This window comes from Planktotalea sp. (assembly GCF_049680325.1).
GTDB lineage: Bacteria > Pseudomonadota > Alphaproteobacteria > Rhodobacterales > Rhodobacteraceae > Planktotalea.
The window spans coordinates 1-22413 of record NZ_JBAUHO010000151.1; the positions used below are offsets into that span (position 1 = coordinate 1).

The 22413-nt window shown below is 56.4% G+C and carries 24 protein-coding genes and 1 pseudogene; 7 read left to right on the plus strand and 18 right to left on the minus strand.

The features are described from left to right. A pseudogene (locus tag WBC85_RS06980) lies at nt 1-110 on the minus strand (peptide deformylase); the annotation flags it as partial. Between the two features lie 97 nt (nt 111-207). On the opposite strand from WBC85_RS06980, the gene WBC85_RS06985 reads away from it, so the two are divergent. After that, a complete protein-coding gene (locus WBC85_RS06985) occupies nt 208-1377 on the plus strand; it encodes a MalY/PatB family protein (RefSeq protein ID WP_424434405.1) in 1170 nt (389 codons plus the stop codon). 60 nt (nt 1378-1437) lie between these two features. Here the strand turns inward: WBC85_RS06985 and WBC85_RS06990 are convergent, their stop codons facing one another. From WBC85_RS06990 to WBC85_RS07025, 8 genes are all read right to left on the minus strand, one after another. Further along, entirely contained in the window at nt 1438-2694 is a 1257-nt protein-coding gene (locus tag WBC85_RS06990) for an MFS transporter (RefSeq protein ID WP_424434408.1), read from the minus strand. A gap of 102 nt (nt 2695-2796) precedes the next feature. Beyond that, the gene (cobM, locus tag WBC85_RS06995) at nt 2797-3585 is read right to left on the minus strand and encodes a precorrin-4 C(11)-methyltransferase (protein ID WP_424434411.1); all 789 of its coding nucleotides are present in this window, start codon (nt 3583-3585) and stop codon (nt 2797-2799) included. Between the two features lie 25 nt (nt 3586-3610). Next, complete coding sequence (gene cobJ / locus WBC85_RS07000) at nt 3611-5422, minus strand: precorrin-3B C(17)-methyltransferase (protein ID WP_424434414.1); 1812 nt, start codon at nt 5420-5422, stop codon at nt 3611-3613. After that, nucleotides 5413-6114, minus strand: coding sequence for a precorrin-2 C(20)-methyltransferase (gene cobI / locus WBC85_RS07005; protein ID WP_424434417.1), 702 nt, complete (start codon nt 6112-6114; stop codon nt 5413-5415). The genes cobJ and cobI overlap by 10 nt, the downstream gene beginning before the upstream one ends. Then, nucleotides 6111-7313 (minus strand): precorrin-6y C5,15-methyltransferase (decarboxylating) subunit CbiE, encoded by a 1203-nt coding sequence (cbiE, locus tag WBC85_RS07010; protein ID WP_424434420.1) that lies wholly within the window; start codon nt 7311-7313, stop codon nt 6111-6113. The genes cobI and cbiE overlap by 4 nt, the downstream gene beginning before the upstream one ends. Then, nucleotides 7306-7950, minus strand: coding sequence for a precorrin-8X methylmutase (locus WBC85_RS07015; RefSeq protein ID WP_424434423.1), 645 nt, complete (start codon nt 7948-7950; stop codon nt 7306-7308). Before WBC85_RS07015 ends, cbiE begins: the two co-directional genes overlap by 8 nt. After that, complete coding sequence (locus WBC85_RS07020) at nt 7947-9158, minus strand: sirohydrochlorin chelatase (RefSeq protein ID WP_424434426.1); 1212 nt, start codon at nt 9156-9158, stop codon at nt 7947-7949. The genes WBC85_RS07015 and WBC85_RS07020 overlap by 4 nt, the downstream gene beginning before the upstream one ends. A gap of 4 nt (nt 9159-9162) precedes the next feature. Beyond that, nucleotides 9163-9387, minus strand: coding sequence for a DUF6732 family protein (locus tag WBC85_RS07025; protein ID WP_424434429.1), 225 nt, complete (start codon nt 9385-9387; stop codon nt 9163-9165). 400 nt (nt 9388-9787) lie between these two features. Between WBC85_RS07025 and WBC85_RS07030 the strand changes: the two genes are divergently transcribed. Then, entirely contained in the window at nt 9788-10762 is a 975-nt protein-coding gene (locus tag WBC85_RS07030) for a glutathione S-transferase family protein (protein ID WP_424434432.1), read from the plus strand. A gap of 3 nt (nt 10763-10765) precedes the next feature. Here WBC85_RS07030 and WBC85_RS07035 read toward each other — a convergent pair whose 3' ends face one another. Then, on the minus strand, nt 10766-11131 hold the full coding sequence (locus tag WBC85_RS07035) for a response regulator (protein ID WP_424434435.1): 366 nt from the start codon (nt 11129-11131) through the stop codon (nt 10766-10768). Nucleotides 11132-11314: 183 nt separating this feature from the next. Between WBC85_RS07035 and WBC85_RS07040 the strand changes: the two genes are divergently transcribed. The 4 genes from WBC85_RS07040 to WBC85_RS07055 are packed head-to-tail and all read left to right on the plus strand — an operon-like array spanning nt 11315 to nt 14750. Next, a complete protein-coding gene (locus tag WBC85_RS07040) occupies nt 11315-11686 on the plus strand; it encodes a DUF1636 family protein (protein WP_424434438.1) in 372 nt (123 codons plus the stop codon). After that, complete coding sequence (locus WBC85_RS07045) at nt 11683-12633, plus strand: threonine-phosphate decarboxylase (protein WP_424434441.1); 951 nt, start codon at nt 11683-11685, stop codon at nt 12631-12633. Before WBC85_RS07040 ends, WBC85_RS07045 begins: the two co-directional genes overlap by 4 nt. Further along, the gene (cbiB, locus tag WBC85_RS07050; RefSeq protein WP_424434444.1) at nt 12630-13544 is read left to right on the plus strand and encodes an adenosylcobinamide-phosphate synthase CbiB; all 915 of its coding nucleotides are present in this window, start codon (nt 12630-12632) and stop codon (nt 13542-13544) included. Before WBC85_RS07045 ends, cbiB begins: the two co-directional genes overlap by 4 nt. Before the next feature lie 33 nt (nt 13545-13577). Then, the gene (locus tag WBC85_RS07055) at nt 13578-14750 is read left to right on the plus strand and encodes a lytic murein transglycosylase (RefSeq protein WP_424434446.1); all 1173 of its coding nucleotides are present in this window, start codon (nt 13578-13580) and stop codon (nt 14748-14750) included. Nucleotides 14751-14820: 70 nt separating this feature from the next. On the opposite strand, the gene WBC85_RS07060 is transcribed toward WBC85_RS07055, so the two are convergent. The 5 genes from WBC85_RS07060 to WBC85_RS07080 form a co-directional block, all read right to left on the minus strand. Beyond that, on the minus strand, nt 14821-15438 hold the full coding sequence (locus WBC85_RS07060) for a hypothetical protein (RefSeq protein ID WP_424434449.1): 618 nt from the start codon (nt 15436-15438) through the stop codon (nt 14821-14823). A 54-nt stretch (nt 15439-15492) separates the two neighbouring features. Beyond that, nucleotides 15493-15627 carry an aa3-type cytochrome c oxidase subunit IV gene (locus WBC85_RS07065; RefSeq protein WP_424434452.1) on the minus strand — a complete coding sequence of 45 codons (135 nt, stop codon included), beginning with the start codon at nt 15625-15627 and terminating at the stop codon, nt 15493-15495. A 97-nt stretch (nt 15628-15724) separates the two neighbouring features. Then, the gene (locus tag WBC85_RS07070) at nt 15725-16168 is read right to left on the minus strand and encodes a DUF6173 family protein (RefSeq protein ID WP_424434455.1); all 444 of its coding nucleotides are present in this window, start codon (nt 16166-16168) and stop codon (nt 15725-15727) included. Nucleotides 16169-16189: 21 nt separating this feature from the next. After that, nucleotides 16190-17233 (minus strand): MBL fold metallo-hydrolase, encoded by a 1044-nt coding sequence (locus tag WBC85_RS07075; RefSeq protein WP_424434458.1) that lies wholly within the window; start codon nt 17231-17233, stop codon nt 16190-16192. Beyond that, entirely contained in the window at nt 17233-18951 is a 1719-nt protein-coding gene (locus WBC85_RS07080) for an acyl-CoA dehydrogenase (RefSeq protein ID WP_424434461.1), read from the minus strand. The genes WBC85_RS07075 and WBC85_RS07080 overlap by 1 nt, the downstream gene beginning before the upstream one ends. 162 nt (nt 18952-19113) lie before the next feature. Here WBC85_RS07080 and WBC85_RS07085 point away from each other — a divergent pair, with 162 nt between their 5' ends. Continuing rightward, nucleotides 19114-20046: an L-threonylcarbamoyladenylate synthase gene (locus tag WBC85_RS07085; RefSeq protein WP_424434464.1), complete on the plus strand. Its 933-nt coding sequence runs from the start codon at nt 19114-19116 to the stop codon at nt 20044-20046. On the opposite strand, the gene WBC85_RS07090 is transcribed toward WBC85_RS07085, so the two are convergent. From WBC85_RS07090 to WBC85_RS07100, 3 genes are all read right to left on the minus strand, one after another. After that, nucleotides 20043-21203 carry an alpha-D-ribose 1-methylphosphonate 5-triphosphate diphosphatase gene (locus WBC85_RS07090; protein ID WP_424434467.1) on the minus strand — a complete coding sequence of 387 codons (1161 nt, stop codon included), beginning with the start codon at nt 21201-21203 and terminating at the stop codon, nt 20043-20045. The genes WBC85_RS07085 and WBC85_RS07090 overlap by 4 nt on opposite strands. Next, nucleotides 21190-21936, minus strand: coding sequence for an esterase/lipase family protein (locus tag WBC85_RS07095; RefSeq protein WP_424434470.1), 747 nt, complete (start codon nt 21934-21936; stop codon nt 21190-21192). Before WBC85_RS07095 ends, WBC85_RS07090 begins: the two co-directional genes overlap by 14 nt. Before the next feature lie 64 nt (nt 21937-22000). Next, a partial coding sequence (locus WBC85_RS07100; RefSeq protein ID WP_424434473.1) for an EamA family transporter occupies nt 22001-22413 on the minus strand: 413 nt, incomplete at its 5' end.

Below are 22413 nucleotides of genomic sequence, written 5' to 3' on the forward strand. Positions count from 1 at the left end.
GTCTCCAGCATATCATCAGCGAGCGTGCGCAGTTCATCCGAGATGTCGGGCAAAGCAGCGCAGACCTTTTTCAGTCGCGGGTCGGGATGGATCAGTATCTTGCGTTTCATGCCCATGCATTTAAGCCAGCATTGCGCGCGCTGCAACGGGCCTTGCAGATTTGCTGTAAATCGGTAGCGTCCCTGTTGAATAACAGGAGAAGACCCTATGAGTTTCGACGAGATCATCGACCGTTTTGGCACCCACTCGGTAAAATGGGACTCAATGGAGGCGATCTACGGCGTGCCAGCCAATGATGGTATTTCTATGTGGGTCGCGGATATGGATTTCCGCCCGCCAAAATGCGTGTCCGATGCTGTCGCCAAGATGCACGAACATGGTGTTTATGGCTATTACGGCAATGACGCCCCCTACCGCGAGGCGATCTGCTGGTGGATGGAAACCCGCCACGGCTGGAAAGTCGACCCAGCGAGTATTTTTACCACGCATGGCCTCGTTAACGGAACGTCTATGTGTGTTGACGCCTTTACCAATCCGGGCGAAGGCGTCGTGCTGTTCACGCCTGTTTATCATGCCTTTGCCAAGGTTATCACTGCGGCGGATCGCAAGGTTGTCGAATGCGAAATGGTAAACAATAACGGGCGCTACGAGCTGGATTTCGACGCCTATGATGCGCAAATGACCGGCAATGAAACGATGCTTGTCTTCTGCTCGCCGCATAACCCGTCAGGGCGCGTTTGGAGCAAAGGTGAATTGCAGGCTGTCGCGGCTTTTGCAAAACGCCACGAACTTATCCTCGTCTCGGACGAAATTCACCATGACCTTGTGTTTGATGGCGCGGCGCATATCCCGATGGCGAATATCTCCGGGATTGAAGATCGTTTGGTTATGATGTCTGCTACCACGAAAACCTTCAATATTGCAGGTTCGCACTCGGGCAACGTTATCATTGCCGATCCTGATCTGCGTGCACGCTTTGCCGCGCGAATGATGGCTATGGGACTTAGTCCAAATTCGTTCGGCCTATTTATGGCCGAAGCAGCCTATAGCCGTGAAGGCGCAGTGTGGGTCGATGATCTGGTCCAATATCTCGATGGCAACCGAAAGGTTTTCGATGCGGGCGTGAATGCCATTCCCGGCCTCAAATCCATGGCAATGCAATCAACATATCTCGCATGGGTCGATTTTGAGGGCACCGGCATGAGCCGCGAAGATTTCACAGCACGTGTTGAAAAGGACGCCCGCATCGCAGCCAACCATGGCCCAACTTTTGGCAAAGGCGGTGAAAGCTTCCTTCGCTTCAACTTTGCAACACCGCGCGCAAGAGTGGTTGAAGCTGTAGAGCGGCTACAGGCAGCGTTTGGCGATTTGCAGTAATCAACATTTGGCGGGACGAGCATCGTAATGATGCTCGTCTAAGATGCCATTTACACCGCCCTATGCGAGCGCTCCGGCCTTGCTTTCATCTGCCATGCCCATCGGTTTTTCGATAGCAATTCGCGCCTGCCCTAACCGTGGGTGCAACTTGCTTGCCAAGAGCCAAGCAGACACCAACCCAATCCCGCCCAAGGCAAAGACCCCGGAGATCGGCGCAACAAGCAAGATCATCCAAGCTGCGCCCGGCGTCAATATTCCCGACACATCGCGATAACTTGAATAGATTGCTGACATTTCGGTGCGCTCAGAGGGCTTGACGGCCAACAAAAACGGCAGCCCGGCACTGACGTCCAACAGGATCAGAAAGAACGAACCTGCTATCAGGCAGAGCACGGCAAACATCGGAAATCCTTGTGTTATGCCTGCCAACACAAAAATGATTCCTGACATCAAAAAGCCCGTTCGAACGGCCGTTCTTACAGAATGGCTTTGCATGAAACGGAACATCAATGGCGTGAGAAACAGCGCCCCGTTTGAAATAGAAAGCGCGATTCCACCAAGTTGTTCGCCCAATCCGTTCTGGACGGAAAAGATCGGAAGGTAGACGACATAGACCCACCATCCGCAAGAGCGTAGCACAGCGAATATCCACCCTGTTATCAGGCGCGGTTGCGCTGCAAAGCGCTCAAAATAGGAGAATGGATTTATCGGGGTGGCCCGGCTCTTGGCGATCAGCTTGCCGTTGCCCAGCCGCATTATAAAGAAAATGACCAAGATAGCCACGGCAGCAAAGGCCGCTATCAAGAACGGTACAGGCCTCCACCAGCCAAATAGATACACGCCAAGAACGGGTCCAATTGTCCAGCCTAACGCGCTGTAAAACAAGCGTGAGGTTTCAAACTTTCCAAGTTCTATTTTGGAAACGTAATCAAGAACATATGCGTTGAAACAGACAAAGGTCGCAACTGTCGCGAAGGTCGTAAAGGCAAGACCGATAATTGCGGCGAACGGCCCTCCAAATGCAGCAAGCAAGGCGCCTGTCGCATACATAATAACGCCTGCGGCGTAGACCCACCGTCTTGGTACAAAGCGGATCAAATAGGGGACCAACAATCCAACGAACAGCGATGCAACTCCGATCAAAAAGTACACCTTGGAAATGACGCCCGCGTCCTGCAATGCCCGATACATCACGATTGGGAACACCGAAATCAGGATCCCTCTGGCGACGGCTTCAATGCCTGCCAAAACAGCAAAACCCCGCACGCTTGGTGCAGGGGCATGTCTGAGCATCTCTGGTATTCGGCGTTCGTGCATGACTTCAGTTCATCTGGATTGCCTCACGCAATTATTGCCTGAAGTTATTTTTGCTATTCCAGATACGACGCAATGTCGTTTTTGCGCTGACGCAGGTATGGCTCAATCAATCGGCTCTTCGAGCACCGCGCCCTCGACGGGGCGCAACACATGCGGCATCGCTGGATCATAAAGCGCGGAATCCTTGAAGTCGCGGATGTTCCCCAGCACAGGCCCGACAAGCGTTAGCGCCGTGCGCGTGATCTTCTCGGCGCGCACCTTTTTATGGATGTCTTTCAACGTCCCGCGAATGAACATCTGATCTGGCCAGCCGACGCGATAGGCGACGACCACCGGGCAATCTTCGCCATAATGGGGCGAGAGAACGCGAACGATTTCGCGCAGATTGCGAACGCCTAAATGGATCGCCAAGGTTGCGCCGGTTGCCGCAAAGTTATCAAGCGTTTCCTTTGGCGGCATCGACGTGCTTTTCATCGAGACACGTGTCAGAACAATCGATTGCGCAATCTCTGGAACGGTCAATTCTTGGCCCAAAGCCGCCGCCGCCGCCGCATAGGCAGGCACGCCAGGAATGATCTGGTAATCAATGTTATCCGCACGCAAACGACGTATCTGTTCGGCAATCGCGCCGTACAAAGACGGATCGCCCGAATGCACGCGCGCCACATCTTCGCCGCGCGCATGGGCGGCCATGATCTCGCCGTGCGTGTCATCCAGCGTCATCGCGGCAGTGTCCATAACGATTGCCCCGTCCGGTGCGCCCGCGACGACCTCTTCAGGGACCAGTGATCCCGCGTAGAGGCACACAGGGCAGGCGGCAATCAAACGCTGCGCTTTTAGTGTCAGCAGTTCAGGATCACCCGGCCCCGCGCCAATAAAGTAAACGGTCATGTCTTCACCTTGCCAATAAACTCATTCATGACGCTTGCTCGCTCAAGTCGCCGTCAATTTTGCGGGCATAGCCGCGCGGTGTATACATGCGCGGGCCTTCGCCAAGCTGCGCCAGTTTGGAGTTGCTTGAGCCCACGAGAACAACTGTCAGCATGTCGACTTCATCGACCTGCAAGTCTTCCAAACGGCGATAACGGACATTTTCTTCAGGGCGGCCAAGCGAAGAGGCCAGCATAACAGGCGTGTCCGCAGGGCGATGTTTGAGCAATATGTCACGTGCTTCGGCCAGCAAGGTGCGGCGCGTTTTGGATACAGGGTTGTAGAAAGCAATGACAAAGTCACCCTCCGCCGCAGCCCGGAGGCGGCGCAAGATATCATCGCGCGGCGTCAGCAAATCGGATAGTGAAATCGCGCAGAAATCGTGACCCAAAGGCGCGCCAGCGCGCGCGGCAGCGCCCTGCAATGCGGACACGCCGGGCGAGCAAACGACCTCGACACGGTGCGCGGCATCGCTCACACCAAGCTCATCAGCACCGCGATCCATCAATTCAAACACCAGCGCGCCCATGGCATAGATGCCAGCATCGCCAGAGCAAACCAGCGCTACGTTCTTGCCCAGCGCAGCCTGCTCAAGCGCATATCGGCACCGTGCTTCTTCGCCGCCAAGCGGGAAATCAGAACGTTGCTTGCCAATCGCCAATGGCCCTAGCAAATCAATATAGAGCCCGTAACCCACCAGTTCCTCAGCCTCTGCGACAAGGCGCGATACTTCTGGTGTGCGCCAGCTTGCCTGACCCGGACCGATCCCGACGATCGACAAACGCCCGCGCGAGCGGCCCGCAAGTTCAACGAGCGGCGCAGCGGCTTCACCCAGCGCGACGGTGACGTTGGCCGTTTTGCGTTTCGCAACGCGAAGCGAGCCGCTTGCCCCGACAGCGGCCAGCGCCGCACCTTCGCTTACGCCGTGGCAACCGACTTCAGCGAAAACCACATCGGAGGGGGTTTCCAAGCGTGCCGTTTGTGCCTCCAGTTCTTCTGCGGTGAAAAGGCGCAAAGGTTTACCAAGGCGTTTCGCCGTTTCGATCATCGCCGGCTCATCGCCTTTGAGATCAATCGACGTCACCGCTGCGATAGCACCCTGGGCAACGCCCGCTTCTGCGAGCACGGCTTCAACCTGCGCCCACATTTCAGCAGGGTCAGCGTTGCGTGCGCAGCCAAGGCCCAAAACGAACTTTTGCGGATGGTAAACCAACGCCGTTTCAGAGCCGTTTGCAGGCTGATCGGTTACGATCAGTTCGACCCCGTTACCAGTGTTTTCAATATCAAAGATGTTCTCGCCCTGAATTCGAACACCAGCGCCGCCTAGCATCGCTGCCATCGCGCCTTTTGCGTCTTGCGGATTAGCCAGAACGTATCCGACGGGCGGTTCATCAAGCGCAACGCCCATCGCAACATCGCCCGCCGTCGTCACAGCAGCAACGCCGCCAAGCGCCTCGGAAATCTCGCGTGCAAGGCGGTTGGCACCGCGATGCCCACCAAGCAATGGCACGACAACGCCGCCATCGTCGCTTACCGAAATGACGGGCGGTTCGCTACGTTTGTCAGCGAGCAAGGGCGCAACGCCGCGGATCAAAATGCCCGACGCGCAGACCCCGATAATCGGCGTGCCCGCTGCAAACAATTCCCGCGCATGCTCCAGCGCATTGGCGAAAAAGACATCGGCCACATCAACGCGCCCTTGCCGTCCGTGCACTTGCGCGCCAATTGCTTTTGCAATCACCCCCGCGGTTGCTTCACCAGAGCGCGACAGCGCAATTACTACAGCTTTTACAGCCATGGATCGGCTCCTTTTGTGAGCAAAATCATCGAGAAATAAGGTGCCTTTTCAGGCGCATCAGCGAGGGGTAGCACTACCTCTTCAGGAAGGCTGGCACGCTCGACATAGACTGCATGAGAGGTGAGGCCGAGCGCATCTATCACACCGCGAATTTTTGCAAGGTGGCGGCCGACCTTCATAATCGCAACGCTTTCCGCGCCCTCGATGCGCACGCGCAACTCGTCCTCGGGCAATGGGCCGGGCAGAACAGTCAAACGTTCGTTACGTGCCGCCAACGGGATTCCCGCGCGCGCGGCGCAGGTCGTGATGGACGTCACGCCGGGGATAACCTCGACATCAAAACGAGCAGACAGCCGCGCGAAAAGATACATGAACGAGCCATAAAAGAACGGATCGCCCTCGCAAAGGCAGATCACATCTTCACCTGCCTCCAGCGCCTCGGCGATCTTGGCTGCGCCTGTGTCATAGGCCGCTTGCGCAGGTTCGCGCTCTACGCTCATGGGAACATCCATGACGATTTCTCTGGCATCCTTGGGGATCACATCTGCCGCGATCGAGCGCGCAAAACTCGCAGCCCCCTCAAGCGCCGGGTAGGCAACGACCTTGGCCCCCGAAATCAGCCGGTGTGCACGCAGCGTCATCAGGTCCGGATCGCCCGGCCCGAGGCCAACGCCAAAAAGTTTACCGTTCATCGCTTGATAAGGCTCCATTGAGTGACCGGCATTAACGGGCGCCAGCCTGTCAATGAGCCAACGGGTTCCGCGCGGTTCACTTGCAGTTTCACCAACTGGCCGCCGTGTTTTTTGTGCAAAGCAAACAAAACGGCTTCGCTTTCCAGCGTGACCGCATTGGCGACCAAACGGCCTAACGGGCGCAGCGCTTCCCACGCGGCATCAAACACCGCTTCGGACAGGCCACCGCCAATAAAAACAGCATCGGGCGCGTCCAAACCGCTTAAAGCTTCGGGAACTTTGCCGTCGATCAATTCCAGCTTGGGCGCTCCAAGTGCCAGGGCATTGGCCGCTGCCATTGCCCGGCGATCTGCGCGCGGCTCGATCCCGATGGCGCGTGCATAACGCGCGCCGCGCATCCACTCGACCGCGACAGAGCCACAGCCCGTGCCAATATCCCAAAGCAGCGCCCCGCGCATCGGCATCAGTTTTGCCAAAGTCACAGCGCGCACTTCCTGCTTGGTCATGGTTCCATCGCTCTGGAACAGCTCATCTGCAAGCCCCGGCACGCGCGGCAAAAGCGCAGCATCAGGTGCAGCGATACACTCAACGGCCATAGTGTTGAACGCTGGCACCTCCTGTGACCACTCGCTTGCGATCCCGTCAAAGCGCTGTTCATCCTTGCCTCCCATAGCGGCCAGAACGGTGATCTTACTTTGCCCGAAGCCCCGTTCGGTCAAAAACGTAGCAATCTGCGCAGGCGTTTCAGCACCCGTTGTCAGGATCAGCAATTTTATATCTGGCTGAATATATGCGATCATCTGCTGGACAGGGCGACCGTGGACCGTCAGCGTTTCCACGTCAGGCATTGACCATCCCATACGCGCAGCAGCCAATTGGAAAGCACTGAGTTGGGGGTGATAGATGATTTCGGCGGGATCAATCGAACGGCCAATACGCGCACCTACCGAGAACCACAGCGGATCACCCGTCGCAAGCACGACAACGCGCTTGCCGCGGTAACTGGTCAACACATCAATCAAAGCATCAAACGGTGACGGCCAGGCAACGCGTGTTGCGCTGAGCGACCCGCTCAGTTGATGATGGCGATCCCCGCCGATGATGACCTCGGCGGCTTCAAGCACCGCGCGCGTCGCAGGGACAAGACCGTCCATGCCATCTTCGCCGATACCAACGATATGAAGCCAGGGATCAGACATTTTTACTTTCCTCTGGCAAGCCTGCTGACAGCGCATTGACCGCCGCAGAAGCAATCGCAGAGCCGCCCCGTCGACCACGCAGGGCAATGAAATCGCAATCCCTCGGGCGATCTGCGAGTTCGGCTTTGCTTTCAGCGGCACCGACAAATCCAACGGGGAAGCCCAGGATCACAGCAGGTTTTGGCGCGCCAGCATCCAGCATTTCAAGCAAATGAAACAGGGCCGTTGGGGCGTTGCCAATCGCCACGACCGCGCCTTCGAGATGCGGCTCCCACAGTTCGACAGCAGCAGCTGAACGCGTGTTGCCGATTGCCTTGGCATGATCTGGAACACGGGGGTCATTGAGCGTGACAATCACCTCGTTATCGTTAGGCAAATAACGGCGGATGATGCCCGCACCGACCATTTCGCAGTCACATAAAACAGGGGCCCCGCTTTTCAGGGCGCGATGTCCTGCCAGATAGGCGCCTTGCGAAAACGCTATGCGATCCGCAATTTCGACCATTCCGCATGCGTGAATCAAGCGAACTGCCAAGTTTTGCATGCCGACATCGAAGCGGTCCAGATTCGCTTCTTTGCGCACAGTTGCAAAGCTCTGCGCATAGATCGCAGAGGGGTCACGTTCGTAAGGTCTCACAAAGGTTTCCGCGCGCTTTCGGGGCCATGCGGGTGCTTGGCGTGGGGGTATTCAGCATGGTGATGATCGTGATCGTGGTGGTGATCGTGCGCATGATCGTGGTCGTGATGATGGTGGTGATGGGCCTGGGCATCCTGCATCTGCAGACGGCACATCCCCGTGCAGAAGGTATCGCAAAGCGCGCAATCTGCCACGTTGGAACCAGGCGCAGACGCGCCCTGCCCTTCTACATGGTGGTGATGGCTTTCCTGGATCGCACCGACTTCGGCCTCAAACCCCAAGACCTGCGTGCGGTATTTGCACATGACGCATGTGGGCGGCGGAACGGAACCGAACGCAGGATGTTGGCGATCTTCGGGCTTGATATGATGATGTTCGCCGTTGTCGAACGCCAGAACCTGTTCGCGGAACGCACAGATACCACAATTCGGGGGCGGCACAGCGCCAAGTTGCTCGCTTACACGTTCTGCGAAGGTTTCCAGCACCTTCGGGTGATCCCCGAGATACCCGGCTTTGACAAAGTCGATGTCGGGATGCTCTGCGGCGACCTGATCGGTAAAGCCATAGATGCGGTCGATCAGAATGCCGCTAAACAAGAAGTACGGGAAGACAATAACGCGCTTGTAACCCAACTTACTGGCGTGTTGCAAGCAGGGCTCAACCAAGGGGAAGGTAACGCCGGAATACCCGACCTCAAGCCAGCCAAAGCCCATGCCCTCTTGCAACAAACGGGCAATTTTGGCGACGTTGCCGTTGGCGTCCGGATCAGAGGCACCACGCCCGATGACAACAAGGCAGGTGTCGTGCAGAGCAATTTCGCCGTGTTCGGCATTCGCTTTGGCAACTGCGTGCGAAATCCGCGCACCTGCGGCGGCGACCATTTTAGGATCAACGCCAAGTTCGCGCCCGTAGGACACTTCGATACCGTGCTTGGCAGCATAGGTATTCAGGACAGTCGGAATGTCGTTCTTGGAATGCATTGCCGCAAACAGCATGCCCGGAACGGCAAGGATTTTGTCACAGCCCGCTTCGCGCAGCTTGTCCAGACCATCGCGAATGACAGGGTTGGCGAATTCCAGATAGCCGTACTCCATCAGCCAATCGCTGGGCAAATAGGGTGGCAGTTTTTCGGCCAATTGCGAAAATTCATCTACTGCCGACTGACTGCGCGAACCATGCCCGCAAATCATTACGCCAATTTTGCTCATCCTATCAGGCCTCCTGCAAATCTTCGGATTCAAGATCAGCGTCTTCGGCTTCGCTTTGCTCTTGTTTTTTGCCTTTCAGCGCCGCCCAAGCGCCCAGCGCAATCGCTGCGCCTATTGCAGCAGCACCCAGCCAATGGCCATGTCCGGCAACTTCAGCCAGGTGACCGGGATGCGCGGCAAGCGAATTGCCCCAGAGCATTACAAGGCTGGCATAGAAAACGGATTTCATCAGGCGGTCTCCTTCATCTCGACAAGCCGAAGAGGAGAGCAGGCAAGCATTGCTTGCCGTTAACCACTGACGTTTTGGCCCCCTGCATGGGTCGACCGCCGCATCACACCTATCCGGCCCCTTGGGGCGTTGTTAGCCACCTGTATAGGGGTGCGCACCCGCAGGTTCAAACGGATTCGCGGCCATTAAGCGCCTAGCTGCGACGTCTTTCAAACCAGCGTTCTGGGGTGCTGCGGCGTCGATGACATCTAAGTATGTTTGGATATGTTCGAGCGGTGAGCGATCCAGCAAAACCAAGGCCCATGTGCAGCTTTGCACGTATCCTGCGCGCAAAGCGGGATTTGTGTGCAGGCAATGATAGGTTAGGTCGATAGCAACACATGAATTGGAGGTTTACGATATGGGTTTGCTTGTCGATGGCGTCTGGAAAGACCAGTGGTATGACACGTCCTCGACGGGCGGTGCGTTCAAGCGATCAACCGCTGCATTTCGCAATTGGATCACCGAAGATGGAAGCGCAGGCCCGACGGGCTCGGGCGGTTTTGCCGCCGAAGCAGGGCGCTATCATCTCTATGTAAGTCACGCCTGCCCTTGGGCGCATCGCACCTTGATTTTCCGTGCGCTAAAGGGATTGGAGAACCATATTTCGACCTCTGTCGTCCATCCCGACATGCTTTCGGACGGGTGGACCTTTGAGACAGACAAGTTCGGTGCGACGGGCGATACGCTTTACGGGCTTCCTTTTGCGCGCGACATCTATATCAAAGCCGACCCGCGGATTTCAGGCCGCGTCACCGTACCCATTCTTTGGGATAAGCAACGAGAAACCATCGTTTCCAACGAGTCTTCCGAGATCATCAGAATGCTCAACTCGGCGTTCAACACGATCACTGACAACACCGTGGATTATTGGCCCGAGGCATTGCGCGCACCAATAGAAAAGGTGAACGCGCGCATTTATGACACGGTGAATAACGGCGTATACAAGGCCGGCTTTGCCACGAGCCAAGCAGCATATGATGCTGCGATTGGCCCGCTTTTTGAAACGCTCGATTGGCTCGAAAAACGTCTGAGCGACAGCCGCTATCTTATGGGCGATCAATTGAGCGAAGCGGATTGGCGATTGTTCACAACCCTTATTCGGTTTGATCCCGTCTATCACCTGCATTTCAAATGCAATCGCAAACGCATTGTCGATTACCCAAACCTTTGGGCCTACACGCGTGAGCTTTATCAGATTAAGGGCATAGCCGGGACAATCAACATGAACCATATCGTGCGCCACTATCACTACAGCCATGACACCATCAATCCGCACCGGATCATCCCGATAAATCCGGTGTTGGATTATGATGCGCCACACGGGCGCGGCTAGGGGTTAACTGGCGCTCGCGTAGTGCTGAACCATTGCCGCCAGATCCTCTGGCGGCGTTGCGCTTTGCACAAAGGCACAGGCGTTCGAGCTGAGCTGGAAAATAGAACCATCCGAAAAGAACGAGGTGTTCGTCACGAAAATGATCCGCGCATCTGGGCGCCGATAGCTCGCATAGTCGGCAATAGCCAAGGCCTGCCCGTCAGCGAGGATCAGATCCAGGATAATCATTTCAAAACGTTTGGAGCGAAGAGCATCAAAGGCCTGCTCTTGATCGCACGCAAGACTGACCTGCATCCCCTCTCTTTTTTCAAGGCAAGATTTCCACAGCATGCCAAGTTCGACCTGGCTTTCTACAATTAGCACTTCCATGACAGTCGACCGCTAGTTCTTGTGATTTATTTTCCTCTGGTTTCGCTCTCAAGCCTTAACAAATTGTTAATTTTCGACCGTGACAGATAGAAATTTCCGAAATTTTGAGCGGAATTGCTTGCGGCTACAGCAGGTTTCCGCTTGAACCGCTACACTGAGGTTTGTCTGAAAGGCTCCAACACAATGACCACATGGATTACCGTCTGCGATACATGCAAGCGCGACGATTGGAACGCCGAAACGGATACTTTGACCGACGGTGAAACCCTTGCTGCTGCAATTGAACGTGCCGCCGTCGACACCGATGTCAAAACGCGCCGAGTTTCTTGCCTGATGGGTTGCTCGCACAGCTGCAACATCGCAATTCAGGCGAACGGAAAGCTTGCTTATACGTTGGGCAAATTCGACGCCTCCGACGAATCCGCTGCCGGAATTGTTGAATATGCGCAAAAGCACGCCGCTTCCGAAACGGGGCAAGTTCCGTTCCGCGAATGGCCACAAGCGATCAAAGGCCATTTCATAACACGCCATCCACCTGTTCCTGACGCTGAATGAACAACACCCCAAGAGATCACGGCGGTGGCCTGGATGGCGCTGCGGCGCGTTTTGGCGGCGCGCGCGAAGATTGGATTGACCTGTCCACAGGGATCAACCCCGTCCCCTATGACATTGGCGCGTTTAGTGCCCAGGACTGGACTGCCCTGCCCGACGCTGCTGCTTTGGATGCGCTAAGCAGAGCCGCGCGCAAGTTCTGGAATGTCCCTAAAGGTGCCGCAATCCTGCCTGCGCCCGGCGCTTCTGCCCTCATCGCCCGCATTCCTGCTTTGGTTCATGGCACGCGTGTTGATATTCCTGCACCGACCTACAACGAACATGCGGCGGCGTTTCTCGCGCAGGGCTGGGAGGTTTCAAACCAGAAACCAAATGCCCGCGTGTTGGTTCATCCAAACAATCCCGACGGGCGCATGTGGCGCGAAAGCGATGTTACAGCACCATTAACAGTGATCGATGAAAGCTTTTGCGATATTGCGCCAGACGAAAGCCTGATCCATTTGGCTGATCGCACCGGCGTTATTGTTCTGAAAAGCTTTGGCAAGTTCTGGGGGTTGGCCGGCTTGCGCCTTGGCTTTGCGATTGGCGATCCTGCACTGCTTGCGCGGCTTAACGATTTCATCGGCCCTTGGGCAGTAAGCGGTCCCGCGCTTAAAATCGGCGCGCGTGCTTTGCACGACGACGCATGGGCCACGCAAACGCGCACACGCCTTGGCGCGGACGCTTTGCGCCTTGATAGCTTGATGAAGACACATGGAGCGAGCATTGTAGGCGGCACAACTTTGTTTCGCCTGTATGACGTTGGTGATGCCGCGCTTTGGCAAGACAAACTCGCGCGCACGCACATCTGGTCGCGTGTCTTCCCATACTCGACGCGCTGGCTTCGATTAGGTCTGCCAGCGCCCACGCAATGGGCGCGCCTCAGCGCCGCTTTGTCTGGAACCAAATGAGCACCGCCGCTATTTTGATCTGCGCACTCGTTCTGGATGCGGTCCTGGGCGAGCCGCGGTGGCTCTGGTCACGGCTAAGCCACCCCGCAGTGATGATGGGAAATCTGATCGGCTGGGCGGACCGTCGCTTCAACACAGGCAGCAGGCAGTTGGTAAAAGGCATCGCTGTGATGTGCGCGCTGGGCGGGGGCGCGGTGCTTCTTGGCTTGGCTCTCGGCACACTTGGCTACGTCGTAGAAATAGTGCTCGCCGCGATCCTCATTGCGCAGAAATCACTGGTTGAACATGTGCGTGCCGTCGCCGACGCATTACGCATCAATGTGGACCGTGGCAGGCAGGCAGTCGCCATGATTGTCGGGCGCGACACTGCCAATATGGATGAACCTGCCATTGCCCGCAGCGCAATTGAAAGCGCGGCCGAAAACCTTTCTGACGGGGTTATCGCACCTGCGTTCTGGTTCCTTATCGGCGGGCTACCCGCCTTGCTGCTTTATAAGATCACCAATACAGCCGATAGCATGATCGGATATCGGACCCCGCGCCATCAGGACTTTGGTTGGGCCGCTGCGCGATTTGACGATGTGCTCAATCTGATCCCTGCGCGACTGACGGCGCTCATGATTGCACTTGGTTTTGGCCTGCTCTCACAGTCGCGCGACATTGCGAGCGAGGCGCGTCAGCACCGCTCGCCCAATGCGGGCTGGCCCGAAGCCGCGATGGCGCGCGCGCTGAATGTCGCGCTATCAGGGCCTCGCAGTTACGATGGTGCCATGCGTGATTTTCCTTTTGTCAATGCAACCGCCCGCAAGAGCATCGGAGCAGACGACATCGATGCCGCAACCCGTGCGCTATGGCGTACTTGGGGCATTTTTGGTGCAATGTTATTTGCGCTCGCGCTCATTGGTTTCTAGACTTCATCTGTATTCGTTAAAGGATTTTCCACTATGCTAACCCGCTTCTCCGCAGTTGCACTGGCTGCTTTGATTGTCGCGTCCCCTGCACTTGCCCAAGGTTGCGGCGGCAGTTTTTCCCAGTTCGTTTCAGGGCTTAAACAAGAAGCCATATCGCGCGGACATGCGCCCGCAAACGTCGAGCGCTTCTTTGCTTCGGCACGCCAAGACGCGGCAGTCTTGAAAGCAGATCGCGCGCAGGGCGTCTTTCAATTGCCGTTCATTGATTTTTCCCGTCGATTGATAAGCCAGGGGCGGATCGACAAAGGGCGCGCGATGGGAAAAACCTATGACGCCATGTTTGACCGGATCGAGCGCGAATATGGTGTATCACGCGGTGTGTTACTGGCATTTTGGGCGTTCGAAACGGACTACGGTTCGTTTCAGGGTGATTTCAACACAGCAAATGCCCTGATGACACTTGCCCATGATTGCCGCCGACCCGAGTTGTTCCGCCCGCAAATCTTTGCCGCAATCGAGCTGTTCGAGCACGGCGATTTTGATCCAGCAAGCACGACAGGTGCATGGGCCGGCGAAATTGGCATGGTGCAAATGCTTCCTGCCGACATCTTGGAAAACGGGATGGACGGGGATGGCGACGGCCATGTCCGCCTGAAAACGTCAGCCGCTGATGCGCTGCTCTCGGGCGGCAAAATGCTAAGTTCGCTTGGTTGGCGAAGTGGCGAACCTTGGCTGCAAGAGATCACTTTACCAGATGGCTTTGATTGGTCCAAAAGCGGCTTGAACCACACGGTAAGCGCAAGCGAGTGGCAAGCGATGGGTGTGCGGGCACGCGCCGGGGAACTGGCAGACTTGCAAGGCTCCATCGTTCTGCCGCAAGGACGCAAGGGGCCAGCATTCATCGCCTATCCGAACTTCAGTGTATATTTTGAGTGGAACCAAAGCTTCACCTACGTTCTGACAGCCGCCTATTTTGCTACGCGCCTGGAGGGCGGGCAAATCTATAACGCAGGAAACCCTGACGCAGGCCTAAGCGATGCGCAAATGAAGAGCCTGCAAGAAAAGCTCGCGGCGCGTGGATATGATGTTGGTGACATCGACGGGATCCTGGGGGCAAAAACCCGCGCGGCTATTCAGGACATTCAGATCCAACTGGGGCTGCCCGCAGACGCATGGCCGACCCCTGCACTTTTGGATCGCCTCTAACGTCAAGGCGCCAAAACAAACTCGCCCCGACGAAGCGGGGCGAGTTCAAATTTCGAACAAATCAATGAGTTTAGAAGGTTTTCGGTTGATAGGCCTTGGCCGCACCGAAAGCTGTCGCTTTGTCGCCCGCGTCATTTTCAAACACTTTTTCGGTTTTAACACCCGGCAGCTTGGCAAAGGACATCATCAGTTTTTTAGGGAACATATGACTGCCAATTGTTTCAAAGCCGGGAAGCTGAGCCAACAAGCTGGAAGTTGAGCCAGTACACTGCGCTTGCGCAACAGGACCCATTTGACGCGCCAGAGCAAAGGCCTTTTCCGCGACCTCTGGTGAAACGGTAATTTCTTGCAGAACGACATGATAGGTTTCACGAGCGTGAGCGCTTTTGTAAACTTTGTACGCCTCTGGATTGACGCCATAGATCAGATCATTGCGCTCGGGGATGCGAGGATGCTTGAAGGTTCCTGCGGGATCCCAGATCACCCTTTGTGACGCGTTGATGACCAGTGCAGTATGGGCACCGGAACCGGAACGGTTGTTTATCATAGTCATAAGCGTAAGCGTCGAAGGACCGGGTTCACGATAGGCCATTTGCGCGACCACTTCGTCGGGAGCCCATTCAGATTTTGCGCCGCAACCCATCAAAGCCAATGGCAAAAGAACACATAGAATAAATTTACGTATCAAAAGAACCGCCCCCCAGCGAATGAGCGCGCCATAATACTGGCGCGCCGTGCCTGTTTAGCCGTTCACCAAACCGATGAAGACAAGCAACCCAATCGAAAAGACTGCGCCCCATGTGACGTATTTCATAAAGCCGTCAAAAGTTTTTTCCTGAACAGATGTATCCATCTCGCCGTGCTTGTGTTCTGCCATTGTCTGTCTCCTCAAATAGGCGTTGAAGGCTGGTTAGCCGATTCCGCTTCTGCTGTCACCTAGGACGTTCGCGCGCACCCTGCGCAAAAACCCCAGATCAGATTATATCTTTCGCAAGTTTGAAACCAATGCGATTTGGTGCTTCGGCTTTGATCTCTTTCGGCAAGGCACGCAGCATCACGTTGAGCTGGCTCACATGCTGGACAAGCTGGGTTTTGCCCCCTGCCGGGTCGGAACCATAGAACGTGACGATATCAGGATCGAAAAACCCCATGCCTTCAATCTTGAGCACACCTGCATCGCCGCCCGTAAAACCCATTGCGACCTCATGCTCGTTATCAAGCTGCTCTTCGAAGTTCTGAATATAAAGGATAAGCCGCTCATAGGCCCATTCCGCAGGGCTTTTCGCCTTGGCGGGTTTACTACCTAGCCCTTCGATCCGCTCATCGCGACATTTGCCATCTTCGGTGTGTGCCTCGAAACGGCGCGGTAGTGCGTCCGCTTCGGCAGCCTCGGCCGCAGTTTCAATCTTGTCGTCCAACGCTAACTCCCCTCGTGTGGTTCAGTCGGGGCGACGATACACCCACGCGCCATCCTCGCGTTTTTCACGCAACGCACGCCCCTCGATCCAAAGGTGCTGCACATGCGCAATAGATTCAACCAAGGCCAGACCATATTCAGCTGGCCCGATCTTGCGTTTGAAGAGCGGCGCAAAGCAATCACTTGCAGTTGAGGGCTTATCAAGGTGCGCTTCAAGGCGATCCAAGGCGCCGTGGTGATTGTCGATCAACTGACGCATTCGCGTTGGAAGCCCTGTAAATGGCAGTTTGTGCCCGCCTAAAACAAGGTGATCTGGCCGTGCCAGCAGATTGAGCCGCTCGCAAGCCTCCAGCCAGTCGCCAACAGGATCGGCGTCTGGTTCTGTCGCATAAACGCCGATGTTCGAGCTGATCGAGGAAAGGATTTGATCCCCTGCGATCACCAAATTGTCATCCCTGGACCAAAGCGTGGCGTGCTCTGGCGCGTGTCCATTGCCGATATGAACGTCCCAGTCGCGCCCACCTGCGCGAATCGTGTCGCCCTGTTTGATGCGTCTAAACCCAAGCGGAAGCGGCGCTACCACATCAGCAAAGTTGAAGGGACGCTCGGCGGCGCGCTGCGCGAAAATATCGTCCGCCATGCCAGCACTGCGCCAGAATTCCAGCGTCTCATGTGTCGGGTGTAGCTGCTCATCAAGTTGAAGCATCCGCCCCATGAGCCAAGCCGTGCGCGTTGTCCAAAGCTCGGCGCCAAGCTCGCTTTGAAACCAGCCTGCCAACCCAATGTGATCCGGGTGGTGATGGGTTACCAACAGGCGTGACACAGGTTTACCCTTAAGCGGGCCAGCTATAATATCCTGCCATATTGCCCGGGTCTTTTTACTGTCAAAACCAGTATCTATGATCGTCCAGCTGTCGCCATCATCCAATGCATAGACATTGACGTGATCCAGCTTCATCGGCAGCGGCAAGCGCATCCAAAGCACGCCTTCGGCGACCTCGATCGCTTCTGAGCCGACGGGCGGCGTTTCCCAAGGATAGCGGATCGTGCGGTCCTGATCGCCCATTAAAGCATCAACTCGTCAGCGCTGAGCGCATAGAGATCGCTATCGCCAGCACGTGCTTGTGCAAGGTAGCCGGTATGCTCTGGCAAAAGCCGCGTCATATAGAGGCGCGCAAGTTTCGCACGTGGGCCTTTGCCATTTACCGCTATCGCAGCTTTCAGGTGCGCATACCCGCCAAGAACACGTGCAAAGGCCATCAGGAATGGAACGGCACCCGCGAAACGCGTGTTCAGGTTCTCTTGGGCCAGCATCCATTCGGTTGTTTCGCGCAAGCTTTCTGTTGCTTCCCAAAGCGGTTCGCCCAAGGTCGGGCAGTCTTTACGCGCGGTTTCTGTGTAGCTTTCGATTTCATCCAGCAACGCAAAGACAGCATCGCCGCCATCCATCAACTTACGTGCAACGAGATCCATCGCCTGAATTCCGTTTGTGCCCTCGTAAATCGACGTAACGCGCACATCGCGGTAAAACTGCGCCGCGCCCGTTTCTTCGATAAAGCCCATACCGCCATGCACCTGCACGCCCATTTCAGCAACGCGCATCCCGGTTTCGGTGCCAAAGGCTTTGGCAATCGGCGTTAGAACAGCAGCGCGTGCGCCCCATTCCGCCGATCCCGTTGCAGTTTGCATATCAATCGCCGTTGCACACATCAGCGCAATCGCGCGGGACGCAAAGACGTCTGCCTTCATCGCGCTGAGCATGCGGCGCACGTCGGCATGATCCATGATCGTGCCAGTGCCGCCCTCAATCGGGCTGTGCCCCTGCTTGCGCTCGCTCGCGTATTCCAGCGCCTTTTGCAGCGCCCCTTCTGCGATGCCGATACCTTGGCCGCCAACACCAAGACGCGCGTTGTTCATCATCGTGAACATGGCACGCATGCCGCCCGCCTCTTTGCCAACAAGCCAGCCCTTCGCGCCGTCATATTGCATGACAGCGGTCGGGCTACCGTGCAGGCCTAATTTATGCTCAAGGCTCACCACCTTTAGCGTATTGGCAACACCGGGGTTGCCCGCGTCGTCCGGCAGATATTTCGGAACAAGAAACAGCGAGATACCCTTGGTCCCGGCAGCCCCGTCGGGAAGCCGCGCAAGCACAAGGTGGCAAATGTTTTCCGCAACATCATGATCCCCCCAAGTGATGTAAATCTTCTGCCCGGAAATGCTGTAGGTACCATCGCCGTTCGGTTCAGCCTTTGAACTCAGCGCACCGACATCGCTGCCTGCTTGTGGCTCTGTCAGGTTCATTGTTCCTGTCCATTCGCCCGAAATCAACTTGGGCAAATACAGGTCTTTCATGTCATCCGACGCATGATGCTCTAATGCTTCGATCTGACCCTGCGACATCAGCGGTGCAAGCTGTAGCGACAGACATGCCGACGCCATCATTTCATTGACGGCCGTTGTGACAGTCATCGGCAGGCCCATGCCGCCATATTCAGGGTCCGCAGACATCCCGATCCAGCCACCTTCGGCGATTGCCTGAAAACCCTTGTCAAACCCCGGAGAGGTGCGAACGACACCGTTTTCCAAACGCGCAGGCGTCAGATCGCCGCTGCGATTGAGCGGCGCAAGAATATCTTCGCTCAACCGTCCTGCTTCGCTCAGAATCGCGGATGTCACGTCAGGAGTCGCTTCGGCAAATCGGTCTTGTGCGACGACTTCATCCAAGCCGACAACATGATCGAAAAGAAACTGATAGTCAGGGAGCGGAGCGCGATAGGACATTGGGATTGTCTCTCTCTATTTTGACATGCGAGCGCAGCGCAGCAACGCAGCGCTTGGCATATTAGACTTGGGCAAGTATGCCTGCGCAAACTTCATGCACCATACAAATCGGGCGATAGTGCTCGCAATGGAAACGCAGCGTCAAACAAGGGAATATACAGCGTGACGGAACGGCTCGGTTTCTCTGCCCAGGACATTCAGCGCGCCGCCGATCTACTTGGCGCGGGCGAGCGCGTCGCCTTCCCCACCGAAACCGTCTATGGATTGGGCGCGGATGCGCGCAATGGTGTCGCCGTTGCAGGCATTTACGAAGCCAAAGGGCGACCCAGTTTCAATCCCTTGATTGTCCATGTTGCAGACGTGCAAAGCGCGCGTGAAATCGGGGTTTGGTCCGATGCCGCAGATGCGCTCGCAACTGCGTTCTGGCCCGGCCCTTTATCGTTGGTGTTGCCACTACGCGCAGAGGCAGGCCTAAGCGAATTGGTCACCGCAGGTCTGCCAAGCGTCGCCATTCGTGTGCCCGCTGGCGATCTCGCGCATGATCTGTTGCGCAGGTTCGGCGGTCCTGTAGCCGCCCCTTCGGCCAACCCGTCCGGCAAAATTAGCCCAACGACTGCGCAGCATGTTCTTGCGGGTCTTGATGGCAAAATAGCAGCGGTTCTGGATGGCGGTGCCTGTGCAGTCGGTCTTGAATCAACAATTGTCGGCTTGACCGGCACGCCAACGCTTCTGCGCGAAGGCGGGGTCCCGCGCGACGCCATCGAAACGGTCCTGAATGAGGTATTGCTCGAACCGAATGGCCGCGAAATTTCGGCGCCGGGTCAGTTGCTGTCGCACTATGCACCAAACGCAAAGATGCGGCTAGACGCGGAGCACTGGGCAACGGGCGAAAAGACCTTGGGCTTTGGGCCGATGGAATGCGATCTCAACCTATCCGAAAGCGGTGATCTGGTTGAAGCCGCGGCTAATCTGTTTGGCCATTTGCATTTGCTCGACGCAATGGCAGGTGGCACGATTGCAGTTGCGCCCATCCCTCGGGCGGGACTTGGTGCGGCAATCAATGATCGCCTAAAGCGCGCCGCAGCGCCGCGTTAGGCCGCCAGCAGACGCGCAGCAAAATCACCTTGCAAATGACTGATACGACCCGCTGAAATCGTAGCCGCGATGCGCCCTGTTGCAATCTCTTCCACAACCAGATCAGCGCGCAGACCCGGCGCGAGCGTGCCGCGATCCGAAAGCCCGAGCACGTCCGCAGGGCCGCTCGACAGCAGCGCCCAGCCTTGCGCGAAATCACAGGCCCCTTGCGCGACAAGCTTGCCAATGGATTGGCGCAGCGCGGGATAGTGATAGTCAGAGGCAAGCGCATCGCACAGCCCCTCGCGGATCAATTCTATAGCCGACACATTGCCCGCATGGCTACCGCCACGCATCACATTCGGTGCGCCCAGAATAATCTTTGCACCGGTTTGCCGCGCGGCCAGAGCTGCCTCATGCGTTTCGGGAAACTCTGAAATTTGTGCGCCCATGTCACGGTACATATCCCGATCCGCAATCGTGGTGTCATCATGACTGCCAAGCAAACACCCTGCATCACTTAGTTGGACGGCGAAGTCCTTTAACGCCGCCGGGACAGCATCGCTGCGCGCGTGCAAGCCTTGCATCAGCGCCAGATGCGCCTCGGGGCTGCGCCCGCTTTTCAGTGCAGTTCCTGTCAGTCGCGGGGGGTTACGCCCTTCATCCAACCGCTTGTGTGGAATGTGATCATTGAAAACAACATATCCGATTTCATGCGCTTTTATCAGTGCCAACATGTCCGCATAATCGTCTATCATATGCGTTTCGATGCGCAATTGCGCACGCATATCCGTGAGATGATCTGCCCGCGTCGCCGTTAACGCATCAAGAAACTTGCGCGCGAATTCCGGCGCGCGTAGCCCGCCTTCCCAGCTGTAAAACTGCGCCATAACAGCAGTCGTTATCCCGTTGCACGCAAGATCGGTTTCCGCAGACGCGATCCCAAGGTGCATATCGGTCATTGCGCCGCGTCGTGGGGCAAGGTGGCGTTCAAAGCCATCGCCATGAATATCCACGATGCCCGGTAAAATCCTGTAGCCCCGCGCATCTATATCGCGCACGCCCACGCGCACGGCATTGTCGCAAACGACACCACCTGCAATCGCAAGCGGTCGCTGTGACAGCCCTTCGGGAAAAAGAACCTCTCCCCCGACAAATCGCAACTCAACGGTTTTCATCGCCATCCGCCAGTTCGTCAATCGCGGTTTCCACAACATCGCGCCAATCAAGATCAGGATCAAACGCGCCGCTTTCCAGGAACAGCACTGTTTCACCGATAACGCGGAAATTATTCATCATAAAGGTGTGAGTTACCGGCAGCGTCATATGCGCTTTCATACCTTTGAGCTTGGTCGATTCAACAGACACTTTGCCATCGTCAGGCCCATCGATAATGGACGAGAAAAACGGATTCAGCGACTGATCCCCGGCAATAATCCCCAGCTCGAAATTCGCGGGCGGCAGGCGTTTTGGCAGGCTGTCTTTGCCTGTACCCAGCTGCATCCCAGCTGGACCATTGAACCAGCCAAAAGCATCAATGTCGCCAAGCACATCAACGATTTCACTCCCTTGATTGGGCGGTGCCAACATAACGACGCGACCCAAATTGGCAGGACGGTGATCGCGCAGCCATTCTCGCAAAAGGATGCCGCCCATGGAATGGGTGACAAAGTGCAGCTTCGCAGGCCCGCATTTTGCCACCGCTTCCGGCAGCGTGATATCGACCAACATTTGCACAGTTGCTTTTGTCGAAGGATAGCCCGGACGCACTACATCAAATCCGCGTTCCCGCAGGACCTCTTCCATCAAAGCAAAGGAGGTTTCAGTCCGTGCAAGACCATGCAACAGCACAACGCATTCGGCGGCGGCTGATACTGGGAGCAAGGCAAGGGCAAGGGCGAAACGTAGCATGTTATTCAGATAGGCACTTTGGTGCGCGGACTAAAGGGTTTTGTCACCTTGCGCGACAGCTTGCCTACCTAGTGCCGCGCGTTTGGGCAAATATTGCAAGCGCAACACCGCTTAGAACAAAGCAGGTTGCCAAAGCAAAGCGCAGCGTAAGCGCTTCACCCAACACCAACGCGCCGCCAAGTGCTGCAATAACGGGCACGGTTAGCTGCGCGACCGCTGCCGTTGGCATGCTGATACGTGGCAACACTTTGTACCAAAGCGCATAACCCAATCCCGAAGTGACGGCCCCTGACAAAATAGCCAAAGCGGCGCCTTGCAGGCTTGCTGTATCAGGGAGGACAAGCCATGCGATCACACCAAACGGCGCAGCAAGGATGAAAGCCAGTCCAGTGCCACCAAGCGGGTCGGAACTGCGCGCGCCAGCCAGTGTGAACAGCGTCCAGCCCAATGCCGAAACTAGCATAAGCAGTGCACCAA